Annotated in this window: 19 protein-coding genes; 14 read left to right on the top strand and 5 right to left on the bottom strand. The window is 59.3% G+C overall.

Annotated features, from left to right (window positions below; translation table 11 throughout):
* Positions 1-167: 167 nt before the first annotated feature.
* From ACQ4OB_RS18025 to ACQ4OB_RS18000, 6 genes are all read left to right on the top strand, one after another.
* Complete coding sequence (locus tag ACQ4OB_RS18025; RefSeq protein ID WP_223431773.1) at positions 168-2,471, top strand: YgiQ family radical SAM protein; 2,304 nt, start codon at positions 168-170, stop codon at positions 2,469-2,471.
* A 202-nt stretch (positions 2,472-2,673) separates the two neighbouring features.
* Positions 2,674-3,594 (top strand): NAD synthetase, encoded by a 921-nt coding sequence (locus ACQ4OB_RS18020; RefSeq protein WP_076028853.1) that lies wholly within the window; start codon positions 2,674-2,676, stop codon positions 3,592-3,594.
* A complete protein-coding gene (locus ACQ4OB_RS18015) occupies positions 3,591-4,040 on the top strand; it encodes a hypothetical protein (RefSeq protein WP_074873235.1) in 450 nt (149 codons plus the stop codon). Before ACQ4OB_RS18020 ends, ACQ4OB_RS18015 begins: the two co-directional genes overlap by 4 nt.
* Before the next feature lie 189 nt (positions 4,041-4,229).
* Positions 4,230-7,505 carry a DUF2126 domain-containing protein gene (locus ACQ4OB_RS18010; protein WP_430956155.1) on the top strand — a complete coding sequence of 1,092 codons (3,276 nt, stop codon included), beginning with the start codon at positions 4,230-4,232 and terminating at the stop codon, positions 7,503-7,505.
* Between the two features lie 88 nt (positions 7,506-7,593).
* Positions 7,594-10,080, top strand: a complete 2,487-nt coding sequence (locus ACQ4OB_RS18005) for a circularly permuted type 2 ATP-grasp protein (RefSeq protein WP_430956154.1) — start codon at positions 7,594-7,596, stop codon at positions 10,078-10,080.
* Positions 10,080-10,970 (top strand): transglutaminase family protein, encoded by an 891-nt coding sequence (locus ACQ4OB_RS18000; protein ID WP_074873245.1) that lies wholly within the window; start codon positions 10,080-10,082, stop codon positions 10,968-10,970. Before ACQ4OB_RS18005 ends, ACQ4OB_RS18000 begins: the two co-directional genes overlap by 1 nt.
* A gap of 215 nt (positions 10,971-11,185) precedes the next feature.
* Here ACQ4OB_RS18000 and ACQ4OB_RS17995 read toward each other — a convergent pair whose 3' ends face one another.
* Complete coding sequence (locus ACQ4OB_RS17995) at positions 11,186-11,377, bottom strand: hypothetical protein (RefSeq protein WP_074873247.1); 192 nt, start codon at positions 11,375-11,377, stop codon at positions 11,186-11,188.
* A 68-nt stretch (positions 11,378-11,445) separates the two neighbouring features.
* The gene (locus ACQ4OB_RS17990) at positions 11,446-12,033 is read right to left on the bottom strand and encodes a TIGR00730 family Rossman fold protein (RefSeq protein WP_074873251.1); all 588 of its coding nucleotides are present in this window, start codon (positions 12,031-12,033) and stop codon (positions 11,446-11,448) included.
* Positions 12,034-12,376: 343 nt separating this feature from the next.
* On the opposite strand from ACQ4OB_RS17990, the gene azu reads away from it, so the two are divergent.
* Positions 12,377-12,823: an azurin gene (azu, locus tag ACQ4OB_RS17985; protein WP_046054918.1), complete on the top strand. Its 447-nt coding sequence runs from the start codon at positions 12,377-12,379 to the stop codon at positions 12,821-12,823.
* A 238-nt stretch (positions 12,824-13,061) separates the two neighbouring features.
* Here the strand turns inward: azu and nadE are convergent, their stop codons facing one another.
* The 3 genes from nadE to ACQ4OB_RS17970 form a co-directional block, all read right to left on the bottom strand.
* Positions 13,062-13,889, bottom strand: a complete 828-nt coding sequence (gene nadE, locus ACQ4OB_RS17980; RefSeq protein WP_074873254.1) for an ammonia-dependent NAD(+) synthetase — start codon at positions 13,887-13,889, stop codon at positions 13,062-13,064.
* A 4-nt stretch (positions 13,890-13,893) separates the two neighbouring features.
* Positions 13,894-15,120 carry a nicotinate phosphoribosyltransferase gene (gene pncB / locus ACQ4OB_RS17975; protein WP_074873257.1) on the bottom strand — a complete coding sequence of 409 codons (1,227 nt, stop codon included), beginning with the start codon at positions 15,118-15,120 and terminating at the stop codon, positions 13,894-13,896.
* A 229-nt stretch (positions 15,121-15,349) separates the two neighbouring features.
* Entirely contained in the window at positions 15,350-16,261 is a 912-nt protein-coding gene (locus ACQ4OB_RS17970; RefSeq protein WP_074873261.1) for a LysR family transcriptional regulator, read from the bottom strand.
* Positions 16,262-16,435: 174 nt separating this feature from the next.
* Between ACQ4OB_RS17970 and amaB the strand changes: the two genes are divergently transcribed.
* The 7 genes from amaB to ACQ4OB_RS17935 all read left to right on the top strand — a co-directional run bounded on the left by amaB (position 16,436) and on the right by ACQ4OB_RS17935 (position 24,824).
* Entirely contained in the window at positions 16,436-17,926 is a 1,491-nt protein-coding gene (gene amaB / locus ACQ4OB_RS17965; RefSeq protein ID WP_076028846.1) for an L-piperidine-6-carboxylate dehydrogenase, read from the top strand.
* A gap of 159 nt (positions 17,927-18,085) precedes the next feature.
* Positions 18,086-19,369, top strand: coding sequence for an L-pipecolate oxidase (gene amaA, locus ACQ4OB_RS17960; protein WP_430956153.1), 1,284 nt, complete (start codon positions 18,086-18,088; stop codon positions 19,367-19,369).
* A gap of 364 nt (positions 19,370-19,733) precedes the next feature.
* Positions 19,734-20,867 carry an ABC transporter substrate-binding protein gene (locus tag ACQ4OB_RS17955; protein WP_074873270.1) on the top strand — a complete coding sequence of 378 codons (1,134 nt, stop codon included), beginning with the start codon at positions 19,734-19,736 and terminating at the stop codon, positions 20,865-20,867.
* Between the two features lie 170 nt (positions 20,868-21,037).
* The gene (locus ACQ4OB_RS17950) at positions 21,038-21,952 is read left to right on the top strand and encodes an ABC transporter permease subunit (RefSeq protein WP_074873272.1); all 915 of its coding nucleotides are present in this window, start codon (positions 21,038-21,040) and stop codon (positions 21,950-21,952) included.
* 3 nt (positions 21,953-21,955) lie between these two features.
* The gene (gene livM / locus ACQ4OB_RS17945) at positions 21,956-23,239 is read left to right on the top strand and encodes a high-affinity branched-chain amino acid ABC transporter permease LivM (RefSeq protein WP_074873274.1); all 1,284 of its coding nucleotides are present in this window, start codon (positions 21,956-21,958) and stop codon (positions 23,237-23,239) included.
* Complete coding sequence (locus ACQ4OB_RS17940; RefSeq protein ID WP_074873276.1) at positions 23,236-24,111, top strand: ATP-binding cassette domain-containing protein; 876 nt, start codon at positions 23,236-23,238, stop codon at positions 24,109-24,111. The genes livM and ACQ4OB_RS17940 overlap by 4 nt, the downstream gene beginning before the upstream one ends.
* The gene (locus tag ACQ4OB_RS17935; RefSeq protein WP_074873278.1) at positions 24,108-24,824 is read left to right on the top strand and encodes an ABC transporter ATP-binding protein; all 717 of its coding nucleotides are present in this window, start codon (positions 24,108-24,110) and stop codon (positions 24,822-24,824) included. The genes ACQ4OB_RS17940 and ACQ4OB_RS17935 overlap by 4 nt, the downstream gene beginning before the upstream one ends.
* Positions 24,825-25,137: the final 313 nt, after the last annotated feature.

Here is a 25,137-nt window from a genome sequence, read left to right as displayed (position 1 = left end):
TTTTTTGCTTGAAGAATCTCTATGTAGTGACCTTTGCCCAGCGAAATGTGCTGTATCGGTCAGGGGGGCAGGCCTGAGGGTAAAAGCCGACCGCTGTTGTCGGAATTGGTTATTTTTTGTGCTATATTCCGCGCCCGCGATTTTTCATCTCAACACCGGTCATCGTCATGCAAACAGCCAAGCCGTTATTTGACTATCCCAAGTACTGGGCCGAATGTTTCGGTCCAGCGCCATTCCTGCCGATGAGCAGGGAGGAGATGGATCAGCTTGGCTGGGATTCATGCGACATCATCATCGTCACCGGTGATGCGTACGTTGACCATCCGTCGTTCGGCATGGCAATCATTGGCCGGCTGCTGGAGTCGCAAGGCTTCCGCGTCGGGATCATTGCCCAGCCAGACTGGCAGTCCAAAGACGACTTCATGAAGCTCGGCGAGCCGAACCTGTTCTTCGGTGTCGCGGCCGGCAACATGGACTCGATGATCAACCGCTACACCGCCGACAAGAAAATCCGCTCCGATGACGCCTATACCCCTGGCGGCATGGCGGGCAAACGTCCGGATCGCGCGAGCCTGGTTTACAGCCAGCGTTGCAAGGAAGCCTACAAGAACGTGCCGATCGTTCTCGGTGGCATCGAAGCTTCCCTGCGCCGCATCGCCCACTACGATTACTGGCAGGACCGGGTGCGCAACTCGATCCTGATCGACGCCTGCGCCGACATCCTGCTCTACGGCAACGCCGAGCGTGCGATCGTCGAAGTTGCCCAGCGTCTGTCCTACGGTCACAAGATCGAAGACATCACCGACGTGCGCGGTACCGCGTTCATTCGTCGCGACACGCCGAAAGACTGGTACGAAGTCGATTCCACGCGCATCGACCGTCCGGGCAAGATCGACAAGATCATCAACCCGTACGTGAACACCCAGGACACCCAGGCCTGCGCCATCGAGCAGGAAAAAGGTCCGGTTGAAGATCCGAGCGAAGCCAAGGTCGTGCAGATTCTGGCCAGCCCCAAGATGACTCGCGACAAGACCGTGATTCGTTTGCCGTCGGTTGAGAAAGTCCGCGGTGACGCAGTTCTTTATGCTCACGCCAACCGCGTGCTTCACCTGGAAACCAACCCGGGCAACGCCCGTGCGCTGGTGCAGAAGCACGGCGAAGTCGACGTCTGGTTCAACCCGCCTCCGATTCCGATGACCACCGAAGAAATGGACTACGTGTTCGGCATGCCCTATGCGCGCATTCCGCACCCGGCGTACGGCAAGGAAAAGATCCCTGCCTACGACATGATCCGCTTCTCGGTGAACATCATGCGTGGCTGCTTCGGTGGCTGCACTTTCTGCTCGATCACCGAGCACGAGGGCCGGATCATCCAGAACCGTTCCGAAGAGTCGATCATTCGCGAAATCGAAGAGATCCGCGACAAGGTCCCCGGTTTCACCGGCGTCATTTCCGACCTCGGCGGCCCGACCGCGAACATGTACCGCATCGCCTGCAAGACGCCGGAAATCGAATCCGCGTGCCGCAAGCCTTCGTGCGTGTTCCCCGGCATTTGCCCGAACCTGAACACCGATCACTCGTCGCTGATTCAGCTGTACCGCAGCGCCCGTGCCTTGCCGGGTGTGAAGAAGATCCTGATCGCTTCCGGTCTGCGCTACGACCTCGCAGTCGAGTCACCGGAATACGTCAAAGAGCTGGTGACCCACCACGTCGGTGGTTACCTGAAGATCGCCCCGGAACACACCGAGGAAGGTCCGCTCAATCAGATGATGAAACCGGGCATCGGCAGCTATGACAAGTTCAAGCGCATGTTCGAGAAGTACTCCAAGGAAGCCGGGAAAGAGCAGTACCTGATTCCGTACTTCATCGCCGCTCACCCGGGTACCACCGACGAAGACATGATGAACCTGGCCCTGTGGCTCAAGGGCAACGGCTTCCGTGCCGACCAGGTGCAGGCGTTCTACCCGTCACCGATGGCCACCGCCACCGCGATGTACCACTCGGGCAAGAACCCGCTGCGCAAAGTCACTTACAAGAGCGACGCCGTGACCATCGTCAAGAGCGAAGAGCAGCGTCGTCTGCACAAGGCGTTCTTGCGTTATCACGACCCCAAAGGCTGGCCGATGCTGCGTGAAGCGCTGACCCGCATGGGCCGCGCCGACCTGATCGGGCCGGGCAAGAACCAGTTGATCCCGCTGCACCAACCGGCGACCGATAGCTACCAGAGCGCCCGTCGCAAGAACTCGACGCCGGCCGGCAGCCATAAAGTTGCGGGTGAGAAGACCACCAAGATCCTGACCCAGCACACTGGCTTGCCACCGCGCGCCAGCGATGGCGGCAACCCGTGGGACAAGCGTGAACAGGCCAAGGCTGCGGCATTCGCCCGCAACCAGCAGGCGGCCAAGGATCGCAAGGATGCGGCCAAAGGCAAGGGGCCCAAACCGGCCCGCAAGCCAGTCGTGCCGCGTTAATCTGCCCGCGATATCGCAAAACGCCAGCCTGAGTGCTGGCGTTTTGCTTTCTAGCGAGGCAGCGGCCCGTTTGCTAAGGTGACGCCCGCTTCAATGGCTGCCCGGAAAATCGATTTTCCGTGCAACGCCAAACCCTGTGAGAGCCGGAAATCGCCTGCGCAGGCATTAAAGATCTAACCCGCGATCTTCAAGGACGATTCACATGAGCAACCCCTTACCGGGTATCGGCATGGACTACAGCCCCTCCCAGTTCATGGCCCGCCAACGCATCGAAAGCCAGATCAACCTGCCACGCCTGTTCGCCGCCATCGACGCCGATCCCGGAATCGTTGGCGCGGGCGTGGTGTACATCGATGCCGAATTCAACGTAGTGACCCTGCGCGAGTTCAAGCCGATTTGTAGTATCAGGCCCAAGCGAATCATTTTGCGCGAGGCGCAGAAGTACATTGCGCCTGCTCAATTCGCCCAGCAGGTGCGGGACAATCCGCGTGAATCGCGCCTGGTGGGTGAGGCAGTCAACACCAGCTTATCGTGCGTGGGTGCAGTGATCGGCTGGATCGTAGTGCTCAGTGGTTCCGTGGCTATTCCGTTTTCGGCAGGGGCAAGTACGGTGGTCGCTGCGCTCGGTTATACCGCTGCGGCTGCCAGCTCAGTGCAGTGTTTTGCCAGCGGCTATCGGACCCGCAATGAGATCGTCAACCCTGCCCGTAACGATGAGCTCGACAGCGAAGAGTGGTACCAGTACACCATGATTGCGCTGGATGCTGCGTCCTTGGTCGGGGTAGGCGCATCCGCGCTGACAACACTCAAACTGGTCAGGCTGAATAAGGCCACGACCGGGAAAAGTGTGAGGGAAGTGCTCAGGGGGCTGAATCGACAGGAACGTGCCAAATTGACCAAAGAACTATTGAGCATCAACGACCCGCGCTTGACGTCGAAGATGATCAAGTTGAAGCAGTTGTCGGGTGAATTGCCCAAGCGTTTCACACCCACCGAGGTCAAGCATGCAACGGTCACTCAGATAAAAGACGCCTTGGGCGCCGCTATCGGTTTTACCGGCAGTGCAATTTCGGGGAATGTCCGCACCATTGCCGTAGGCCTGTACGAGGAGGCTGAGCAATGAATGAGCTGCCCAGCATTCGCCATTTTCTATCGAAGTATTTCCCGGTCTTCATGGGGGCAATATTCGCGTCAATTTTTACCCTGGTCTTTGCGGTGCCTTTGTTTTTCGAAAGCTATTTTCGAAACCTTCCGTTGGCTGACAACGCCAAGTACTCTTTTTTCGGGGGGATCGCGCTGACCCTCATTGTCGTGCACTGCCATTTCATGGTCGCGCGCGGTCGCCCGCAATGGGTGCGGCCTCTGGTTGTGCTCCTGGCCCTTTGTTTTCTTGGGGTATTGCCCACCATTGCATATGAGGTGCATCCCCTGGTTTATGCTGTGACGTTGCTGTTCCCACTGCTGGCGCTATTGCTGCTCAACAGCAAACGTCACCGCGAGATGCGCCAGAAGCTGCTTGAAGTACGTCACTTGCGCCAAGCTTTTATTGCAAAGCACAAAGCCCGTTAGTTGGATAGATTCAGCACCCGCGCCTCACACGTGCGCCACAAATATGTGCAGCCCTCGCACTATAACCGCAGCTGCGGCGCCGTTTTGGTGCTGTACTGCACCGGGTCTGTTGATAAAGCGCAATGACCGCCGCTCTGGCATAAGTCTTGCGCCGCTTTCGATAACGTCCAGGCTCGCAGGAGGCACGCCGTGTCGATTCATGTCGCATTGCATCACGTCACGCATTACCGATACGACCGCGCCGTCGAACTCGGTCCGCAGATCGTTCGCCTGCGCCCGGCTGCCCACAGCCGCACGCGGATATTGTCCTATGCGTTGAAAGTCTCTCCCGAGCAGCACTTCATTAACTGGCAGCAGGACCCCCAGGGCAATTACCTGGCGCGGTTGGTGTTCCCGGAGAAAACCCAAGAGCTGCGCATTGAAGTTGATCTGCTGGCGGAGATGGCAGTCTTCAATCCGTTCGACTTCTTCCTTGAGCCCTACGCGGAAAAGATCCCTTTCGCCTACGCCGCGGATGAGCGCAAGGAGCTGGCGCCGTATCTGGAAACCTTGCCCCTGACGCCGAAATTCAAGGCGTATCTGGATGGCATCGACCGCACGCCGCTGCCCAGTGTGGATTTTCTGGTCGCACTCAACCAGCGCCTGAGCGAAGACATTGGCTACCTGATCCGCATGGAGCCGGGTGTGCAAACGCCCGAACACACCCTGGAACATGCCTCCGGTTCCTGCCGCGACTCCGCGTGGTTGCTGGTGCAGCTGTTGCGCAACCTCGGTCTGGCGGCGCGTTTCGTCTCCGGTTACCTGATTCAACTGACCGCCGACGTCAAAAGCCTCGACGGCCCGTCGGGCACTGACGTGGACTTCACCGACCTGCATGCCTGGTGTGAGGTCTATTTGCCCGGTGCCGGCTGGATCGGCCTGGACGCGACCTCTGGGCTGTTTGCCGGTGAAGGACACATTCCGTTGGCCTGTAGTCCCGATCCGGGCTCTGCGGCACCGATCAGTGGCTTGGTTGAACCGTGCGAGTGCGAATTCACCCACGAAATGTCGGTGGAACGGATTTGGGAAGCACCACGGGTAACAAAGCCCTACACCGAAGACCAGTGGCTGGCGATCCAGGCGTTGGGTCGGCAGATCGATGCCGACCTGTTGGAGGGTGACGTACGCCTGACCATGGGCGGCGAACCGACGTTTGTTTCCATCGACGATCCAGACGGCGCCGAGTGGAACACGGCGGCACTGGGGCCAGACAAGCGGCGTCTGTCCGCCGAATTGTTCCAACGCATGCGCAAGCACTACGCGCCCAATGGTCTGGTGCATTTCGGCCAGGGCAAGTGGTACCCCGGCGAGCAATTGCCGCGCTGGTCGTTGAACTGCTATTGGCGCCGCGACAACGTACCGATCTGGCGCAACAGCGCGCTGATTGCCGATGAGCAGCAAGACTACGGTGCCGATGGCGAGTTGGCCGGGCGTTTTCTGGCGAGTGTCGCTGAGCGTCTGAAAATTCCGACACGTTTTGTGTTTCCAGCCTACGAAGACAATTTCTATTACCTCTGGCGCGAAGGCACTTTGCCGCAGAACGTCAGCGCCGAAGACTCGCGTCTGGAAGAGCCGCTGGAGCGGGCGCGCCTGCGCAAAGTCTTCAGCCAGGGCCTGGACAAGGTCATCGGCCAGGTCCTGCCGCTGGCGCGCACCGCCAAGGGCGATCAATGGCAAAGCGGCCCTTGGTATCTGCGCGACGAGCATTGCCGACTGGTGCCAGGGGATTCGCCGCTGGGCTATCGCTTGCCGCTCGGCTCGCAGCCATGGGTGAAAGCGGCGGAATACCCGTTCATTCATCCTGTGGACCCGAATCAGGATTTCCCCGCGCTGCCCGACACTGCCCAACTTCAGAGCCAGGGCGAGCCTGCGGTGGCTGAAGAACGCACGCCAAAGATCGACGAGTCCGCCGATTGGCTGACCCGCACCGCGTTCTGCGCGGAGGCGCGAGAAGGCCGGTTGTACCTGTTCATGCCGCCGCTGGAGCGGGTCGAGGATTATCTGGAACTGGTCAGCGCCATCGAAGCCACCGCCGAGGAATTGCATTGCCCGGTGTTGCTGGAAGGCTATGAGCCGCCGAGCGACCCGCGCCTGAGCAACTTCCGGATCACCCCCGATCCGGGTGTGATCGAGGTCAACGTGCAGCCGTCCGCCACCTGGGATGAACTGGTCGAGCGCACCGAATTTCTGTACGAAGAAGCGCGCCAGACCCGACTGACCACCGAGAAATTCATGATCGACGGCCGGCACACCGGCACCGGCGGCGGTAACCATTTCGTACTGGGCGGCGCGACACCGGCTGACTCACCGTTTCTACGCCGCCCCGATCTGCTGCGCAGCCTGATCAGCTACTGGCATAACCACCCGTCCTTGTCCTACCTCTTTTCCGGATTATTCATCGGCCCGACATCTCAGGCGCCACGGGTTGATGAAGCGCGCAATGATGCGTTGTATGAATTGGAAATCGCCTTTGCCCAAATGCCTGAGCCGGGTGAGGAGTGCGCGCCGTGGCTGGTGGATCGGCTGCTGCGCAACCTGCTGATCGACGTGACCGGCAACACACACCGCGCCGAGTTCTGCATCGACAAGCTTTATTCACCGGATGGCGCGACGGGACGCCTGGGGTTGCTCGAATTACGCGCCTTTGAGATGCCGCCCCATGCGCGCATGAGCCTGGCACAACAGTTGTTGCTACGGGCGCTGGTGGCTCGATTCTGGCGCGAGCCTTATGCGCCACCGAAGCTGGCGCGCTGGGGCACGGAGTTGCACGACCGATTCCTGTTGCCACACTTTATCGAACAGGATTTCGCCGACGTCATCGTCGACCTCAATGCCGCCGGTTATCCGGTGCGCGCCGAGTGGTTTGCGGCGCATCTTGAGTTTCGTTTTCCCAAGGTCGGCGATTACGCGGTCAGCGGGATCGAACTGGAATTACGTCAAGCGCTGGAGCCCTGGCATGTGCTGGGCGAAGAGGGCGCGGTCGGCGGCACGGTGCGTTATGTGGATTCGTCGCTGGAACGCTTGCAGGTCAAGCTCACGGGCCTGCCACCACAGCGTTACGTGCTGACCTGCAATGGCATTCCAGTGCCATTGCAACCCACCGGGCGGGTCGGCGAGTTTGTCGCCGGGGTGCGTTTTCGCGCCTGGCAACCGGCCAACTGCCTGCAACCGACTATCCCGGTCCATGCGCCGTTGGTGTTCGACCTGCTCGACACCTGGATGCAGCGCTCGCTGGGTGGTTGTCAGTACCACGTTGCCCATCCGGGCGGGCGCAACTACGACAGCTTGCCAGTGAACGCCAATGAGGCGGAGAGCCGTCGAATGGCGCGTTTTTTCCGCATCGGACATACGCCGGGGAAACTTCCTATACCCAATATGGAAATTAACGACGAGCTACCGATGACTCTCGATTTACGACGTTTCTAAACCGTACGCGACGCTCGGATTTTTCGTATATCCGGGCGTCATGAGCCTGCGTTAGTCTGACCGTTCCTAGCTGTCTGCCGAGCTTTCCATGCCTGACCTGCTTGACCGCTACCCGCTGACGGCGGGCACTTATCACGAACTGCTCGACGACAACGGCGCGGTACGCCCGCATTGGCGTCGGTTGTTCGATCAATTGCAGCGCAGCACGCCAACACAATTGGTGCAGCGTCAGGCGCTGCTGACTCGGCAGATCCAGGAAAACGGCGTGACCTATAACGTCTACGCCGATCCCAAGGGGGCGGATCGACCTTGGGAACTTGATCTGCTGCCGCACGTGATTGCGGCTGATGAATGGCAGCAGTTATCGGCGGGGATCGCCCAGCGGGCACGCTTGCTCAATGCTGTGCTGGCAGATTTGTACGGCCCGCAACGGCTGATCGCTGAGGGTCTGCTGCCTGCTGAACTGGTCTTCGGTCACAACAATTTCCTCTGGCCCTGTCAGGGCATTACGCCCCCCGACGGGGCTTTTCTGCATCTGTACGCCGTGGATCTGGCGCGTACGCCTGACGGTCGCTGGTGGGTCACGGCGGATCGGACGCAAGCGCCATCCGGTGCCGGTTATGCGCTGGAAAACCGCACGATCGTGTCCCGCGCCTTTCCCGAGCTGTATCGCGATCTGAAAGTGCAGCACCTGGCCGGGTTCTTTCGCACGCTTCAGGAAACCCTGGCCCGTCAGGCGCCCAGTGATAATGACGCGCCGCTGATCGTGCTGCTGACGCCGGGACGTTTCAACGAAAGCTATTTCGAGCACCTCTATCTGGCGCGCCAGCTCGGTTATCCGCTGGTAGAGGGCGGCGACCTGACCGTCCGGGATGCCACGGTCTACCTGAAAACCTTGAGCGGATTGCGCCGGGTTCACGCGATCATGCGGCGACTCGACGATGACTTCTGCGATCCGCTGGAGCTGCGCACTGACTCGGCCCTTGGCGTGCCGGGATTGCTGGAAGCGGTACGCCGAGGGCGGGTGCTGGTGGCCAACGCCCTCGGCAGCGGTGTGCTGGAGTCGCCGGGGTTGTTAGGCTTTCTGCCGAGGATCAATCAATTCCTGTTCGGCGAAGAATTGATCCTGCCCTCCATCGCCACCTGGTGGTGCGGTGAAGCGCCGGTGCTGGCCCAGGCCCTGGAAAAATTGCCGGAGTTGTTGATCAAACCGGCTTTCCCCTCACAGAGCTTTACTCCGGTTTTTGGCCGCGATTTGAGTGAAAAACAGCGTCAGGAGCTGGCTGAGCGCATGCAGGCCCGGCCTTACGCCTATGTCGCGCAAGAATTGGCTCAGCTCTCTCAAGCGCCGATCTGGCAGGCTGAAGACGGTCACCTGCAACCTCGGGCCATTGGCATGCGCGTGTACGCAGTGGCCAGCCGTGAGGGCTATCGGGTTTTGCCCGGCGGCCTTACCCGGGTTGCCGCCGAGGCTGACGCCGAAGTGGTGTCGATGCAACGCGGTGGCGCGAGCAAGGACACCTGGGTGTTGGGCGATCGCCCGCCGAGCGGTGAGCAATGGAAAACCCAGCGCACAATCGGCGTACACGATTTGGTGCGACGGGATCCGTATCTGCCTTCGCGGGTGGTGGAAAACCTGTTCTGGTTCGGCCGTTATTGTGAACGCTGTGATGACAGCGCGCGGCTGCTGCGAATCATGCTGGCGCGGTATGTCGATGGCGACGACCCTCAAGCCCTTGAGGCGGCAGTCGATCTGGGCGAACGGTTGATGTTGTTGCCCGATGAAGGCGAGTTGCCGGAGCGTTTGCTGGCGGCATTGCTCGGCGATGACTGGTCGTTCAGCCTGCGCTCCAACCTGCAGCGTTTGCAGTGGGCGGCCTCGCAGGTGCGCGGCAAGCTCTCACGGGAAAACTGGCAAGCGCTGGTGGAGCTGCAGCGCGAGGCCCTGGAGCTGGAAGCCGAAGCGCCGGATTTCGGCGAATTGCTGGATTTCCTCAACCGTTTGGTGATGTCCCTGGCGGCGTTATCCGGGTTTGCCCTCGACGATATGACCCGGGACGAAGGCTGGCGCTTCTTGATGATCGGCCGCCGGATCGAACGGCTGCAATTTCTCAGCGCCAGCCTGGCGGCATTTCTGCGCGGTTCCGGTGCTTTCGATCAGGCCGGACTGGAGTGGCTGCTGGAGCTGGGCAACAGCAGCATCACCTACCGTTCGCGGTATCTGGCGGTGGCGCAACTGATTCCGGTGCTTGACCTGTTACTGCTCGACGAGCAGAACCCTCATGCCGTGCTGTTTCAATTGAAACTGGTGACTCGTACCTTGAAACGCTTGAATGACGACTTCGGCGTGCCTCGCGAAGTGGGGTTGCCGCAGTTGGTGGAACGCCTGGCACAGTTCGATCTGGGATGCCTGGAGAACTCGCTGTTCGGCGAAGCCAGCGTGCGGGCAGCCATCGAGGGGCTGGCCGACCTGTTACAAGAGATCGCCGACGCCAGCGGACAAGTGTCGGATCGTCTGGCGTTGCGCCATTTCGCCCACGTCGATGACGTCAGCCAGCGCACGGTGTCCGTCTGATGAGCGCCCGTTACCAGATTCTCCACGACACCCATTATCACTACGACAGCCCGGTCTCTCTGGCGCAGCAACTTGCGCACCTGTGGCCACGGGCGTGTGCCTGGCAGCGCTGCACCGAGCAGCAACTGCAGATCAGTCCCGACCCGACGAGCCGCCGCGATGAACTGGATGTGTTCGGTAATCCGCTGACCCGGTTGGCGTTCGAACGGCCGCATGATGAATTGCTGGTCAATGCCCGGCTCACCGTCGAAGTGCTGGCCCGGCCCGCGCTGGTTTTCAATCAATCCCCCGCGTGGGAAGAAACCCGCAACGCGTTGACCTACAGCAGTCAGCCGCTTTCCCCCCAATTGCTGGAAGCGTGTCGTTACCGGTTCGAATCGCCCTACGTGCATTTGAAACGCAACTTCGTCGAGTTTTCCGAAAGCTGTTTTCCACCGGGTCGGCCGCTGCTGTTGGGTGTTCAGGCGCTGATGGAGAAGATCTTCAGCGAGTTCACCTTCGATGCCGAGGCGACCCAAGTGGCGACGCCGCTGGTGGAAGTGCTGGAGCGCCGGCGCGGTGTTTGTCAGGACTTCGCTCACCTGATGCTCGCCTGCGTACGCTCCCGTGGGTTGGCGGCGCGGTACATCAGTGGCTACCTGCTGACCCAGCCACCACCGGGCCAGCCGCGACTGATCGGCGCCGATGCGTCACATGCCTGGGTTTCAGTGTTTTGCCCGGTGCTCGGGTGGGTGGATTTCGACCCGACCAACAACGTGCAGCCAGCGCTGGAACACATCACCTTGGCCTGGGGCCGGGATTTTTCCGATGTATCGCCGTTGCGCGGGGTGATTCTGGGAGGGGGTAATCATGACCCGGAAGTCCGCGTCACCGTAATGCCACTGGAGTGACCACGATCCACTGCAGGAGCGAGCCTGCTCGCGATAGCGGTGCATCAGTCCCCAAGCGTGCCGCCGTCATCGCGAGCAGGCTCGCTCCCACAAGGGAATGGGCAAGTCAGTTCTGGAGGGGGCATTTCAGATGGGACTGTGAGGGTCAGCAAAGAGACTGCTGACCCTGGACACAGATCCGGTGGGCCTGATCAGATCATCGGGCCCTGAGGGTCTCAGGCGTCGGGCGCCTGATCTTTCGGTGTTTCAACTGCGTCTTCTGCGGCCACTTCACCTTCTGCATCCGGGTTCAGTGCGGCGGCTTCTTCTTCAGCTGTAGCTTTCTTGCGCTGAAGCTTTTCCTCTTTCTTCTGCTCCTTGGCCAAGTCTCTCTGACGTTTGGCGAAGGAATAATTGGGTTTAGCCATGGGCGATCCTCTGGGGTCGAAGGTGAGGTTGAGCGGCGCGTATTCTGCCCTGTATCGATGCCCAGCCGTTAGCTGGGTTTTTGCTCGATCCACTTTGGCACCACTGTCGGCTGCCAGGCATCGAGTTCATCAAGCAGGGTTTGCGGCGATTCGCTCACTTGCAGCATGTCACGGTGCGGTTCGCGAACGAAGCCTTCGCCGACGATATGATCGAGAAAAGACGTCAATTTGCTATAGAAACCGTTCACTTCCAGCAGCCCCAGTGGTTTTCCGTGGTAGCCGAGCTGGCCCCAGGTCCAGACTTCGAACAGTTCTTCCAGCGTGCCCAGGCCGCCGGGCAGGGCGATAAAGGCGTCACTGAGTTCGGCCATTCGCGCCTTGCGTGCGTGCATGCCGTCGACCACTTCCAGACGAGTCAGGCCGCTGTGGCCGATTTCCTTGTCCTTGAGGCTTTGCGGGATGATCCCGATCACTTCACCGCCGGCCGCCAGCGCAGCATCGGCGACGATGCCCATCAGTCCGACCGCGCCGCCGCCATAAATTAGGGTCAGCTTACGCTCGGCCAATGCTCGCCCCAAGGCGACAGCCGCTTCACGATAAGCCGGGTTGGTGCCAGTGCTGGCACCGCAAAATACACAAACGGACGCTAAAGACATGCCTTACTCCATGGTCAGGATGGCCACAGAGTAAAGGCAGGCACGCGGCGTTCCAAGGTCTACACTTCGCTTTCAGGTGTTCCACAGGTTCCGCTGGCGCCACAGGCGTAGGCGGCGAGCAAACTGCGCAACAGGCTGTTAAGGGACATGACTGACGCTCCAGATGGGTGAGGACGCGCTGATGATAGGGCCGTCCCAGACGTCTGGCTGGTAGATTGTTTCGATAGGTGTCATAGCTCTAAAGTTGTATACAATTTTTGATTCAGGTCATAGGAACTTGCGAAGTTTTCAGGCAGTCTTCTGTCCACTCGCACTTTTATTAACCCTGCCTTGGAGATTCACCATGTTTGCCAAACTTGTTGCAGTATCCCTGCTGACTCTGGCCAGCAGCCAATTGATGGCTGCCGAGTGCAAGGTCACTGTCGACTCGACTGACCAGATGTCCTTCGATACCAAGGAAATCAGCATCGACAAGAGCTGCAAGACGTTCACCGTGGAGCTGAAACACTCCGGCAACCTGCCTAAAAACGTCATGGGCCATAACTGGGTGCTGAGTAAAGAAGCTGATATGCAGCCGATCGCCACCGCGGGTCTGGCCGCAGGCATCGAAAAGAACTACCTGCCGGAAGGTGACGCGCGCATCATCGCCCACACCAAAATCATCGGCGCCAAGGAAACCGACTCGGTGACCTTCGACGTGTCGAAGCTCGATGCTGCCGAGAAGTACGGCTTCTTCTGCTCGTTCCCTGGCCACATCTCGATGATGAAAGGCACTGTTGTGCTTAAGTAATCGAATCGAACGCATAAAAAAAGCGTCCACTTGGGACGCTTTTTTTTGTTTACTTATTGGCCAACGCAAATCCCGTCAACGCCAATCTCTGTAGGAGCTGTCGAGTGAAACGAGGCTGCGATCTTTTGATCTTGATCTTAAAAATCAAAGTCCAAAGATCGCAGCCTCGTTTCACTCGACAGCTCCTACAGGCTCCTACAGGCTCCTACAGGCGCCTACAGGCGCCTATGGGGTGAAATCAAGGCGCAAACGGCATCACTCGCTTGTGATGAGTCTTTTTATACGTGTCACAAATGATCTTGAACGCTTCCTCACGCACTGGCTCGCCGTGCAAAAACGCGTCGATCTCGGCATAGGTCACGCCGTGGGACGCTTCATCCGGCTTGCCGGGCGAGAGGTCTTCAAGGTCCGCCGTCGGGATTTTTTCCACCAATGATTCCGGTGCGCCGAAGCTGCGGGCGATGTCCCGGACCTGGTTTTTCACCAGGCCGCTCAGCGGTGCCAGATCGCAGGCGCCATCACCGAACTTGGTGAAGAAACCCATCACCGCTTCCGCCGCGTGATCAGTGCCGATCACCAGGCCGTGGGCTGCGCCGGCGATGGTGTACTGGGCGACCATGCGCATCCGCGCCTTGGTGTTGCCGAGCACGAAATCCACCGAGACTGCGTGCTTGCCTTCGAAGGCTGCGACTTCACTGGCCAGGGATTTGACCGCCGGACCGATGTTCACGGTGTGGCGCTCGTCCGGGGCGATGAAATCCACCGAGGCCTGGGCGTCGTGTTCGTCGAACTGGGTTTCGTACGGCAGGCGCACGGCGATGAACTTGTAGCTGTCGTCACCGCTGCGCTCGCGAAGTTCGCGCATGGCACGCTGGGCCAGCAGGCCGGCGGTCAGGGAGTCGACGCCGCCGCTGATACCGAGCACCAGGGTCTTGAGCCCGGAATTGACCAGGCAATCCTGGATGAAGGTAATCCGCCGGGCGACTTCAGCCTCGAGGGCGGCCTGGTCAGCGAACGGCGGCTGGACCTTGAGCTGTTCAGCAATCTCACGCTGTTCGGCTTGCATGAATTCACTCCTTGCTTGATGTGCTGGAAATGGCAGCAGGTACTTTGAAAACGTGTCGCAAATAGGCGACGAAATTCGGGTCTTTGCAGTGAGTCTTGCCAGGCTCATCGGAAATCTTTGCCACGGGCTGGCCGTTGCAGGCGGCCATTTTAAGCACGATGCTCATCGGTTCGACACCCGGAATATCGCACGTCAGGTTGGTGCCGATACCGAAGCTGACATTGATCCGACCGCGCAACGCCCGAAAAATCTCCAGGGATTTTGGCAGCGTCAGGCTATCGGAGAACACCAGCGTCTTGCTCATCGGGTCGATGCCCAGTTTGTGATAGTGCGCGATGGCCTTTTCTGCCCAGAGCACCGGGTCCCCGGAATCATGGCGCAGGCCGTCAAACAGCTTGGCGAAATACAGGTCGAAATCGCTGAGAAAGGCATCGGTGGTGATGCAGTCGGTGAGGGCGATCCCCAAAAGGCCACGGTACTCGCGGACCCAGCAATCGAGGGCGGCAATCTGACTGTCGATCAACCGCGGGCCGAGTTGCTGATGGGCCATGATCCATTCGTGGGCCATGGTGCCCAACGGTTTCATGTCCAGCTCCCGTGAAAGGTGCACGTTGCTGGTGCCGACAAAACGCCCGGGGAAATCGTGCTTGAGCACGTTCACCACTTCTTCCTGCACGCGGTACGAGAAGCGACGACGAGTGCCGAAATCGGCTACCTGCAATTCGGACAATTCCTCCACGCTGGCGTTGGTGGTGAGCCAGTCGAACTTGCGGTAGAGCTGCTCGCGCGCCTGTTCCAGGACGACTTCACGGTAGCGATAGCGGTTGCGCACCTCGCTAACGATGGACAGCAGCGGCACTTCAAACAGAATCACGTGCAGCCATGGCCCGCGCAGGCGGATGAACAGCTCGCCGTTTTCGATACCGGTGTGGACGTAGCGCAGATTGAAGCGGAACAACCCGAGAAAGCGCAGGAAATCCGGCTTCATGAAGCTGATGCGCTCCATGAAACTCAACTGGTCGGCGCTCAGGCTCAACTCAGCGAGGCGCTCGATCTGGAAGCGGATTTCCGCCAGGTACGGGCGCAAATCTTCACTGTTGCGGCAACGAAACTCCCATTCGACTTCCACGTTCGGGTAGTTGTGCAGCACCGCCTGCATCATCGTCAGTTTGTAGAAGTCGGTGTCGAGCAGGTTCTGCACGATGCGATCGCCAAACACGCTCTCGCTCATAACGGGGTTCTCCGGCTGGCCGCGGCCTGTGGCAGCGACGTTGCAGCTGTTTCAATGAATGGGGCTAGTGGCGCATATCAACGGCAGGTATTGCCAGTGATTTTTTAAACCGCCACGGTTTACTGTGGGAGCGAGCCTGCTCGCGAACGCGGTCTTTCAGTCACATCTATGTTGAATGTGCCGCCGTCTTCGCGAGCAGGCTCGCTCCCACAGGTATTGTGGTGTAACCCTAAATTTGTGCTGTCTCCGGGCTATCAATCTGCTCCAGCATCCACTTCACAAAATCGCGCACCTTCGGCACTTCCGCCGAGTGCTCCGGATACGCCAGGTAATAGGCGTCGGTGCTGGGCATCGCGTGCTGCCAGGGTATGACCAGTTTGCCGTCGGCCAATTCCTCTTCCACCAGAAACCGCGGCAACAGCGCCACGCCGCAGCCGACCTGGGCGGCGCGGATGCACATATAAAAGGTTTCGAAACGCGGACCATGGTAGCTGTGTTCGGTGTGGTAGCCCTGACTGTCAAACCAGTCGTGCCAGGCCTGGGGCCGGGAGGCGTTTTGCAACAGGACCAGGTCGGTGAGCTGCGTAGGATCGGTGAACGGCGTGTCCGGCAGGCTGCCCGGTGCGCAGACCGGCACCAGTTCTTCGCCGAACAGCTTCAGGCATTCGGTGCCGGGCCGAGAGCCCTGGCCGAAATAAAACGCCAGGTCGCTGCGACCTTGCAACAGATCGTCGGCTTCCTGTTCGCTGCACAAGTCGAGATGGATCGACGGATGGCGCAGGCGCCAGCCTTTCAAGCGTGGCACCAGCCAGCGCGCGCCGAAGGTCGGAGGCGTCGAGACGCGCAGGACTTCGGTTTCACCGCCGTAGGAGCGAAGGTAGTGGGTCGACATCTCGACCTGCGTGAGGATTTTTCTGACCTCCACCAGGTACAAGTCACCGGCCGGGGTCATTTGCAGGCGTCGGCGCACCCGGCGGAACAGCAGGTGCTGCAGCAATTCTTCGAGTTGCGCGACCTGTTTGCTGACAGCGCTCTGGGTCAGGTTCAGCTCTTCAGCCGCCCGGGTGAAGCTCAAATGCCGGGTGACGGCCTCAAAACACTGCAGCGCGGTGATCGACGGCAAGTAGCGTTTATTCAGCATTGGTTGTCCTTTTTTCTTGTTTCTTTCTACCAGCAGTTCGCAGCATGAATAAACGGAATGATATCTCTCTTAAAGGTCGTTTGTTGGGTAACGTCGGGAGCGCTAAAACTACAGGCCTCACCAGCCGAATCAATCCGGCTGCACGTTTTCTGTTTTTCGCTTGAGGAGTGACCCATGGTTGCCGCATTGCTTGATCGTCTTGGTGTGAACCCGGCCCTGTACCAGAACGGCAAAGTGCCGGTGCATTCGCCGATCGATGGCAGCCGGATCGCCGCCGTGAACTGGGAAGGCGCCGCTGAAGTCGAGCAGCACATCAGTCGTGCAGATCATGCGTTCGAATTGTGGCGCAAGGTCCCGGCCCCGCGCCGTGGCGAACTGGTCCGCCAACTGGGCGATATCCTGCGTGAATACAAGGCCGACCTCGGCGAGCTGGTGTCCTGGGAAGCCGGCAAGATCACTCAGGAAGGCCTGGGTGAAGTTCAGGAAATGATCGACATCTGTGATTTCGCCGTCGGCCTGTCCCGTCAGTTGTACGGTTTGACCATCGCTTCCGAGCGTCCGGGCCACCACATGCGCGAAACCTGGCACCCGCTGGGCGTCGTTGGCGTGATCAGCGCGTTCAACTTCCCGGTTGCGGTTTGGGCCTGGAACACTGCGCTGGCGCTGGTCTGCGGCAACCCGGTGATCTGGAAGCCATCGGAAAAAACGCCCCTGACCGCACTGGCCTGCCAGGCACTGTTCGACCGTGTACTGAAGAATTTCAGCGATGCGCCGCCACACCTGAGCCAAGTCATCATCGGCGGTCGCGATGCCGGTGAAGCCCTGGTCGATGACCCACGTGTCGCGCTGATCAGCGCCACCGGCAGCACCCGCATGGGCCGTGAAGTGGCGCCGAAAATCGCCGCACGTTTCGCTCGCAGCATTCTGGAACTGGGCGGCAACAACGCGATGATCCTCGGTCCAAGCGCCGACCTGGACATGGCCGTAAGAGCCATCCTGTTCAGCGCCGTCGGCACTGCCGGTCAGCGTTGCACCACGTTGCGTCGCCTGATTGCCCATGAATCGGTGAAAGAAGAAATCGTCACCCGCCTGAAAGCCGCGTACTCCAAAGTGCGCATCGGCAATCCACTGGAAGGCAATCTGATCGGTCCGTTGATCGATAAACACAGCTTCGAAAACATGCAGGACGCGCTTGAGCAGGCCTTGAGCGAAGGCGGCCGGGTGTTCGGTGGCAAGCGCCAACTGGAAGACAAATTCCCTAATGCTTATTACGTCTCGCCGGCCATCGTTGAAATGCCGGAGCAGAGCGACGTGGTCTGCAACGAAACCTTCGCGCCGATTTTGTACGTGGTCGGTTACAAGGATTTCGACGAAGCGTTGCGCCTGAACAACGCCGTGCCACAAGGCCTGTCGTCGTGCATCTTCACCACTGACGTGCGTGAAGCCGAACAGTTCATGTCGGCGGTGGGCAGCGACTGCGGCATCGCCAACGTCAACATCGGCCCGAGCGGCGCGGAAATCGGCGGGGCGTTTGGCGGTGAGAAAGAAACGGGCGGCGGTCGTGAGTCCGGTTCCGATGCATGGCGCGGCTACATGCGCCGTCAGACCAACACCGTGAACTACTCGCTGGAGTTGCCGTTGGCTCAGGGTATTACCTTCGATTAAACACAGTTCTTGAACCCATAAAGAACCCTGTGGGAGCGAGCTTGCTCGCGATGAGGGCCTGTCAGCCGACATCAATGTGGCTGACAGATAGCAATCGCGAGCAGGCTCGCTCCCACAATGAATGGTGTGTGTTGGTTAGGTTTCTGTTGGAGTCTGGCAATGCCGTTACGCGAAGAGTGTCTGTGGGAAAAACTGACGCCGCAAAGGCCTGACAACGCGGCGCTCAAGGGGGAGGTGACGGTGGATGTCTGCGTCATCGGCGCCGGTTTTACCGGTCTGTCGGCGGCGGTGCATCTGCTGGAAAAAGGCAAAAGCGTCTGTGTGCTGGAAGCCCATCGCGCCGGTCATGGCGGATCGGGGCGCAACGTCGGGCTGGTCAACGCCGGGATGTGGATTCCACCGGACGAGATCGAAGCCGGTTTTGGCGAAGCGGTCGGCAGTCAGCTCAATCGCATGCTCGGTGCGGCACCGTCCCTGGTGTTCAGCCTTGTGGACAAGTACAAGATCGATTGCCAACTGCGTCGCGAAGGTACGCTGCACATGGCGCACAACGCCCGTGGCGAAGCGGACTTGCGCAGCCGTGAAGAACAATGGAAACGTCGCGGCGCGCCGGTGGAACTGCTGACCGGTCAAGCCTGCGAACAAGCAACGGGCACCAAAAAGATCGCCGCTGCGTTGCTCGATCGTCGAGCCGGCACGATCAACCCAATGGCTTACACGACGGGGCTGGCCAAAGCGGCCATCGGTCTGGGCGGTCAGTTGTTCGATCATTCCCCGGTAACCCGGCTCGAACGCCAGGGCCAGCGCTGGTCGGTACAAACCGCTGAGGGTTCGGTGCTTGCCGAGCAAGTCGTGATTGCCTCCAACGCCTACACCGAAGGTGACTGGACGGAATTGCGGCGTAACTTCTTCCCCGGCTATTACTATCAAGTGGCCTCGGTCCCACTGACCGAAGAGGCGGCGCAGCAAATTCTCCCCGGTGGCCAGGGTTCCTGGGACACCCGCCAGGTTCTCAGCAGTGTTCGTCGCGACAAGGACGGTCGTCTGCTGCTCGGCAGTCTCGGTAATGGCAATCAGAAACCAACCTGGTTTCTCAAAGCCTGGGCCGATCGGGTTCAGCAGCACTATTTCCCTTACCTCAAACCGGTGGAATGGGAGTGCACCTGGACCGGTTGCATTGCCTTTACCCCCGATCATTTGATGCGTTTGTTCGAGCCGGCGCCCGGTTTAGTGGCAGTCACCGGTTACAACGGCCGGGGCGTCACGACTGGCACTGTCGTCGGCAAAGCCTTTGCCGATTATCTGTGTCACGGGAATCCTCAGGCGCTGCCGATTCCCTTCGCGCCCATGCAGCCATTGGCGGGCGTGGGATTGCGCAGCTGCCTGTACGAGGCCGGATTCTCGCTGTATCACGCAGGCCAGTGCTTGCGGATCGTTATTTGATTGTTGAAATTTGTTGCTGAAAGCGGCGCTTTTTCGCGCAGCGGCTAGCCTGTAAAAGGTGCGGGTTGTAGCAGTTCCGCACCAGCAGTGTGCACTTCGGTGACGCACGTTGTTACAGGCTGGTTGCACGTCGTTTGGCGCTGCGGTTGCAATGATGGCGCGCTCGGGTTGCGCCTTTAAAAATAAATGGTTTCACCTTCCGCGGTTTAGACGGTTGCACGCCCAATGAAAATGGGATCGAAACAGTCGAAATAACAATAAAGCAGCGACTTTTTTCAGAATAAAAAACCGATGGCACGGCCCTTGCTCTGAGCATTCAGGAAGTCGCAGTGCCAACTAAAAAAAAACCTTGGAGCACCACCTCATGTCCCAGACGTTTTACAAAAAAGGCTTTTTGGCCCTCGCAGTGGCAACTGCGTTGGGTGTTTCTGCGTTTGCACAGGCTGATGTGAAAATCGGTGTGGCGGGACCGATGACAGGCGCCAACGCGGCATTTGGCGAGCAGTACATGAAGGGTGCACAGGCTGCGGCCGATGCGGTCAACGCAGCGGGCGGCGTAAACGGGGAAAAAATCGTACTGGTCAAAGGCGATGACGCCTGCGAACCGAAACAGGCTGTGACGGTCGCCAAGGACCTGACCAACCAGAAAGTCGCTGGGGTAGTCGGTCACTTCTGCTCCTCCTCGACCATCCCGGCTTCGGAGATCTACGACGAAGCGGGCATCATCGCGATCACTCCAGGTTCCACCAACCCGGCCGTTACCGAGCGTGGCCTGAGCGCCATGTTCCGTATGTGCGGGCGTGACGACCAGCAAGGCATCGTGGCCGGTGATTACATCGTCGATGTGCTCAAGGGCAAAAAAGTCGTTGTCCTGCATGACAAGGACACCTACGGCCAAGGCCTGGCGGACGCTACCAAGGCCCAGCTGGAAAAACGCGGCGTGAAGCCGGTGCTGTACGAAGGCCTGACTCGTGGTGAAAAAGACTTCAGCACCATCGTGACCAAAATCCGCGGCGCTGGTGCCGACGTCGTCTATTTCGGTGGTCTGCACCCGGAAGCCGGTCCTCTGGTTCGTCAACTTCGTGAACAAGGCCTCAAAGACGTCAAGTTCATGTCCGATGATGGCATCGTGACCGATGAACTGGTGACCACTGCTGGCGGTCCGCAATTCGTCGACGGCGTGCTGATGACTTTCGGCGCCGACCCGCGACTGCTGCCAGACAGCAAGACCGTAGTGGACGAGTTCCGCAAGAAAGGCACCGAGCCTGAAGGCTACACCCTGTACGCCTACGCTTCGGTTCAGACCCTGGCAGCTGCTTTCAATGGCGCCAAGTCCAACAAGGGCGAAGAGGCTGCCGCGTGGCTGAAGAAGAACCCGGTCAAAACCGTGATGGGCGAGAAGACCTGGGACGCCAAGGGCGACCTGAAAGTCTCCGACTACGTGGTTTACCAGTGGGACAAGGACGGCAAATACCACCAACTGGAAAAACAGAAGTGATATGAACTGCTGATGGCTCGGCCCCTCGTGCGCCGGGCCATCAATCAACATGTCCGTGCAGTACCTGTCTTTTCTCGTAGAGCTGCACACAACCGTGTTGCGCCGGTGGCTGAACCCCGGTCCGTCGCATCCGGCTTCTGTGCAGTCTCTCAAATGCGTGAGATTGCGTTATGGATGGTATTTTCCTGCAGCAACTGGTCAACGGCCTGACCCTCGGGTCGGTCTATGGCCTGATCGCCATCGGCTACACAATGGTCTATGGCATCATCGGCATGATCAACTTCGCCCACGGCGAGGTTTACATGATCTCTGCTTACCTCGCGGCGATCAGTCTGGCTCTGCTGGCATACTTCGGTATTGAATCCTTCCCTCTGCTGATGCTTGGCACACTGATCTTCACCATCATCGTCACGGCGGTGTATGGCTGGGTCATCGAACGGGTTGCCTATAAACCCCTGCGTAACTCCACCCGACTGGCACCGCTGATCAGCGCCATCGGTATTTCGCTGATCCTGCAAAACTATGCACAGATCGCCCAGGGCGCGAAGCAGCAAGGTGTTCCCACCTTGCTCACGGGGGCCTGGCGCGTCGAAATCGGTACAGGTTTTGTGCAGTTGACCTACACCAAGATCTTCATTCTGGTCGCAGCGTTTGCCGGGATGGCCCTGCTGACCTACATCATCAAGTACACCAAGCTCGGCCGCATGTGCCGCGCCACTCAGCAAGATCGCAAGATGGCCTCGATTCTGGGGATCAACACCGATCGGGTGATTTCCTACGTGTTCATCATCGGTGCAGCGATGGCGGCCCTGGCCGGCGTGCTGATCACCATGAACTACGGCACATTCGACTTCTACGCGGGCTTCATCATCGGGATCAAAGCGTTCACCGCAGCGGTACTCGGCGGAATCGGCTCATTACCTGGTGCCATGCTCGGCGGGATCATTCTGGGGATTTCCGAATCGCTCTTCTCTGGTCTGGTGAACTCGGACTACAAAGACGTTTTCAGCTTCTCGCTGCTCGTTCTCGTTCTGGTCTTTCGGCCCCAAGGCCTGCTCGGCCGTCCTCTTGTGTCGAAGGTGTAAGCGATGTCTTCAACCACTAAAAAAACCATTGATCTCAAAAGAAGCCTGGTTGACGCGATTCTTGCCGGCCTTGTCGCCCTGATTGTGTTCGGCCCGATTGTCGGCGTGGTCCTCGACGGCTACGGCTTCAACCTGGAAACGACCCGGGTGGCATGGATTGTCGCCATCGTCATGGCCGGCCGCTTTGCCTTGAGCCTGTTCCTGCAAACCCCCAAGGGTCTGAGAATTCTCGAAGGCTTTGAAAGCACCGGCTCCGGGGTTCATGTACTGCCGCCTGATTACAAAACACGGTTGCGCTGGATCATCCCGCTAGTGATCGTCATTGCCGTGGTGTTCCCGTTTTTCTCCAACTCCTACCTGCTGGGCGTGGTCATCCTCGGGCTGATCTACGTGCTGCTGGGCCTGGGGCTGAACATCGTGGTCGGTCTGGCCGGTCTGCTCGACCTGGGTTACGTGGCGTTCTACGCCATCGGTGCCTACGGCCTGGCGCTCGGTTACCAATACCTCGGTCTGGGCTTCTGGACGGTGCTGCCGCTGGCGGCGATCACCGCGGGACTTGCTGGTTGCATCCTCGGTTTTCCGGTGCTGCGCCTGCACGGGGACTACCTGGCGATCGTGACTCTGGGCTTCGGTGAAATCATCCGGTTGATCCTCAATAACTGGCTGTCCCTGACTGGCGGCCCGAATGGCATGGCGGCTCCATTGCCAACGTTCTTCGGCCTCGAGTTCGGTAAACGGGCGAAGGAGGGTGGGGTTCCGTTCCATGAGTTTTTCGGTATCGCCTATAACCCGGACGTGAAGTACTACTTCATCTACGCGGTGTTGTTCCTGGTGGTACTGGCCGTGCTGTACATCAAGCATCGTCTGGTCAAGATGCCGGTTGGTCGCGCCTGGGAAGCCTTGCGTGAAGACGAAATCGCTTGCCGCTCCATGGGCCTGAACCACGTACTGGTCAAGCTTTCGGCGTTCACCATCGGTGCCTCGACGGCCGGTCTGGCTGGCGTGTTCTTCGCCACCTATCAAGGTTTCGTCAACCCGACCTCGTTCACCTTCTTCGAATCGGCATTGATCCTCGCCATCGTGGTACTCGGCGGGATGGGCTCGACCATCGGTGTGGTGATTGCGGCTTTCGTGCTGACCGTCGCCCCGGAACTGCTGCGGGGGTTCGCGGAATACCGCGTGCTGCTGTTCGGCATCCTGATGGTGTTGATGATGATCTGGCGACCGCGCGGCCTGATTCGGATCAGCCGTACCGGTGTGACCCCGCGTAAAGGAGTAGCGCCATGAGCGAAGTCGTACTTTCGGTCGAGAAGCTGATGATGCACTTCGGCGGCATCAAGGCGTTGAACGATGTCAGCCTGAAGGTCAAGCGCAACTCGATCTTCGCCCTGATCGGCCCCAACGGCGCTGGCAAGACCACCGTGTTCAACTGCCTGACCGGGTTCTACAAGGCCTCGGGCGGCAAGATCGAACTCAACATCCGCGGCGAGCAGACCAACGTCATCAAGCTGCTGGGCGAATCGTTCAAACCGGTCGATTTCGTTTCGCCGAAATCCTTCGCCAGTCGGATGTTCTACAAGATGTTCGGCGGCACCCACCTGGTGAACCGGGCCGGCCTGGCGCGGACGTTCCAGAACATTCGCCTGTTCAAGGAAATGTCGGTGCTGGAAAACCTGCTGGTCGCCCAGCACATGTGGGTCAACCGCAACCTGCTGGCCGGCATTCTCAACACCAAGGGGTATCGCAAGGCCGAAAGCGATGCGCTGGACCATGCGTTCTACTGGCTGGAAGTGGTGGATCTGGTGGACTGCGCCAACCGTCTGGCCGGTGAATTGTCCTACGGTCAGCAACGTCGTCTGGAAATCGCCCGGGCCATGTGCACCCGGCCGCAGATCATCTGTCTCGACGAACCGGCCGCCGGCCTCAACCCTCAGGAAACCGAAGCGCTGAGCGCGATGATCCGGCTGCTGCGCGACGAGCACGATCTGACCGTGGTGCTGATCGAACACGACATGGGCATGGTAATGAGCATTTCCGACCACATCGTGGTGCTGGACCACGGCATCGTCATCGCCGAGGGCGGGCCTGATGCGATTCGTAACGATCCGAAAGTGATTGCGGCCTATCTGGGCGCCGATGAAGAGGAAGTGGTGCTATGAGCCAACCCATCCTCGAACTGAAGGATCTGGATGTGTTTTACGGGCCGATCCAGGCCTTGAAGAATGTCTCGCTGCACATCAATGAAGGAGAAACCGTCAGTCTGATCGGCTCCAACGGCGCCGGCAAGTCGACCCTGCTGATGTCGATTTTCGGTCAGCCACGGGCGGCGGACGGGCAGATCATCTATCAGGGTGTGGATATCACCCACAAGTCGTCCCACTACATCGCGTCCAACGGCATCGCTCAATCGCCGGAAGGTCGGCGGGTGTTCCCTGACATGACTGTCGAGGAAAACCTGCAAATGGGCACCATTCCTATCGGTGACAAGTACGCCAAGGAAGACATGCAACGCATGTTCGAGTTGTTCCCGCGACTCGAAGAGCGGCGCAATCAGCGGGCGATGACCATGTCCGGCGGCGAGCAGCAAATGCTCGCCATCGCACGAGCGTTGATGAGCCGGCCGAAACTGCTATTGCTCGATGAGCCGAGCCTGGGTCTGGCGCCGATTGTGGTGAAACAGATCTTCGCGACCCTGCGGGAGCTGGCGAAAACCGGCATGACCATCTTCCTGGTGGAGCAGAACGCCAACCACGCCCTCAAACTGTCCGATCGGGCGTACGTGATGGTCAACGGTGAGATCCGCCTCACGGGCACCGGCAAGGAGCTGCTGGTTAACGAGGAAGTGCGCAACGCCTATCTCGGCGGGCACTGAGTTCGCTGTTGTAGCACCAAGCCCCGGCGCGCAATCGCCGGGGCTTTTTTACACCTTCAAAACATCACAAATCAATGTGGGAGTGAGCCTGCTCGCGATAGCGGTGGATCAGTCACTTCAACGTCGACTGACCTATCGCTATCGCGAGCAGGCTCACTCCCACAGGGATCTTCCACAGGTGTCTCTGTGTGCTTTCGGGAAATTGTGGAAAACAATATTCACAAGCTCTGAAACCGCGACATAAAGCCGCTGCAAATAGTTGTTTTGTCACGGTTTTGACTTGTCCCCGTTTGCTGTGGAGCTGGCTGTGAAT

The organism is Pseudomonas sp. ES4, from assembly GCF_050586665.1.
Lineage (GTDB): Bacteria > Pseudomonadota > Gammaproteobacteria > Pseudomonadales > Pseudomonadaceae > Aquipseudomonas > Aquipseudomonas frederiksbergensis.
This window is presented reverse-complemented; position numbering and strand designations above follow the sequence as displayed.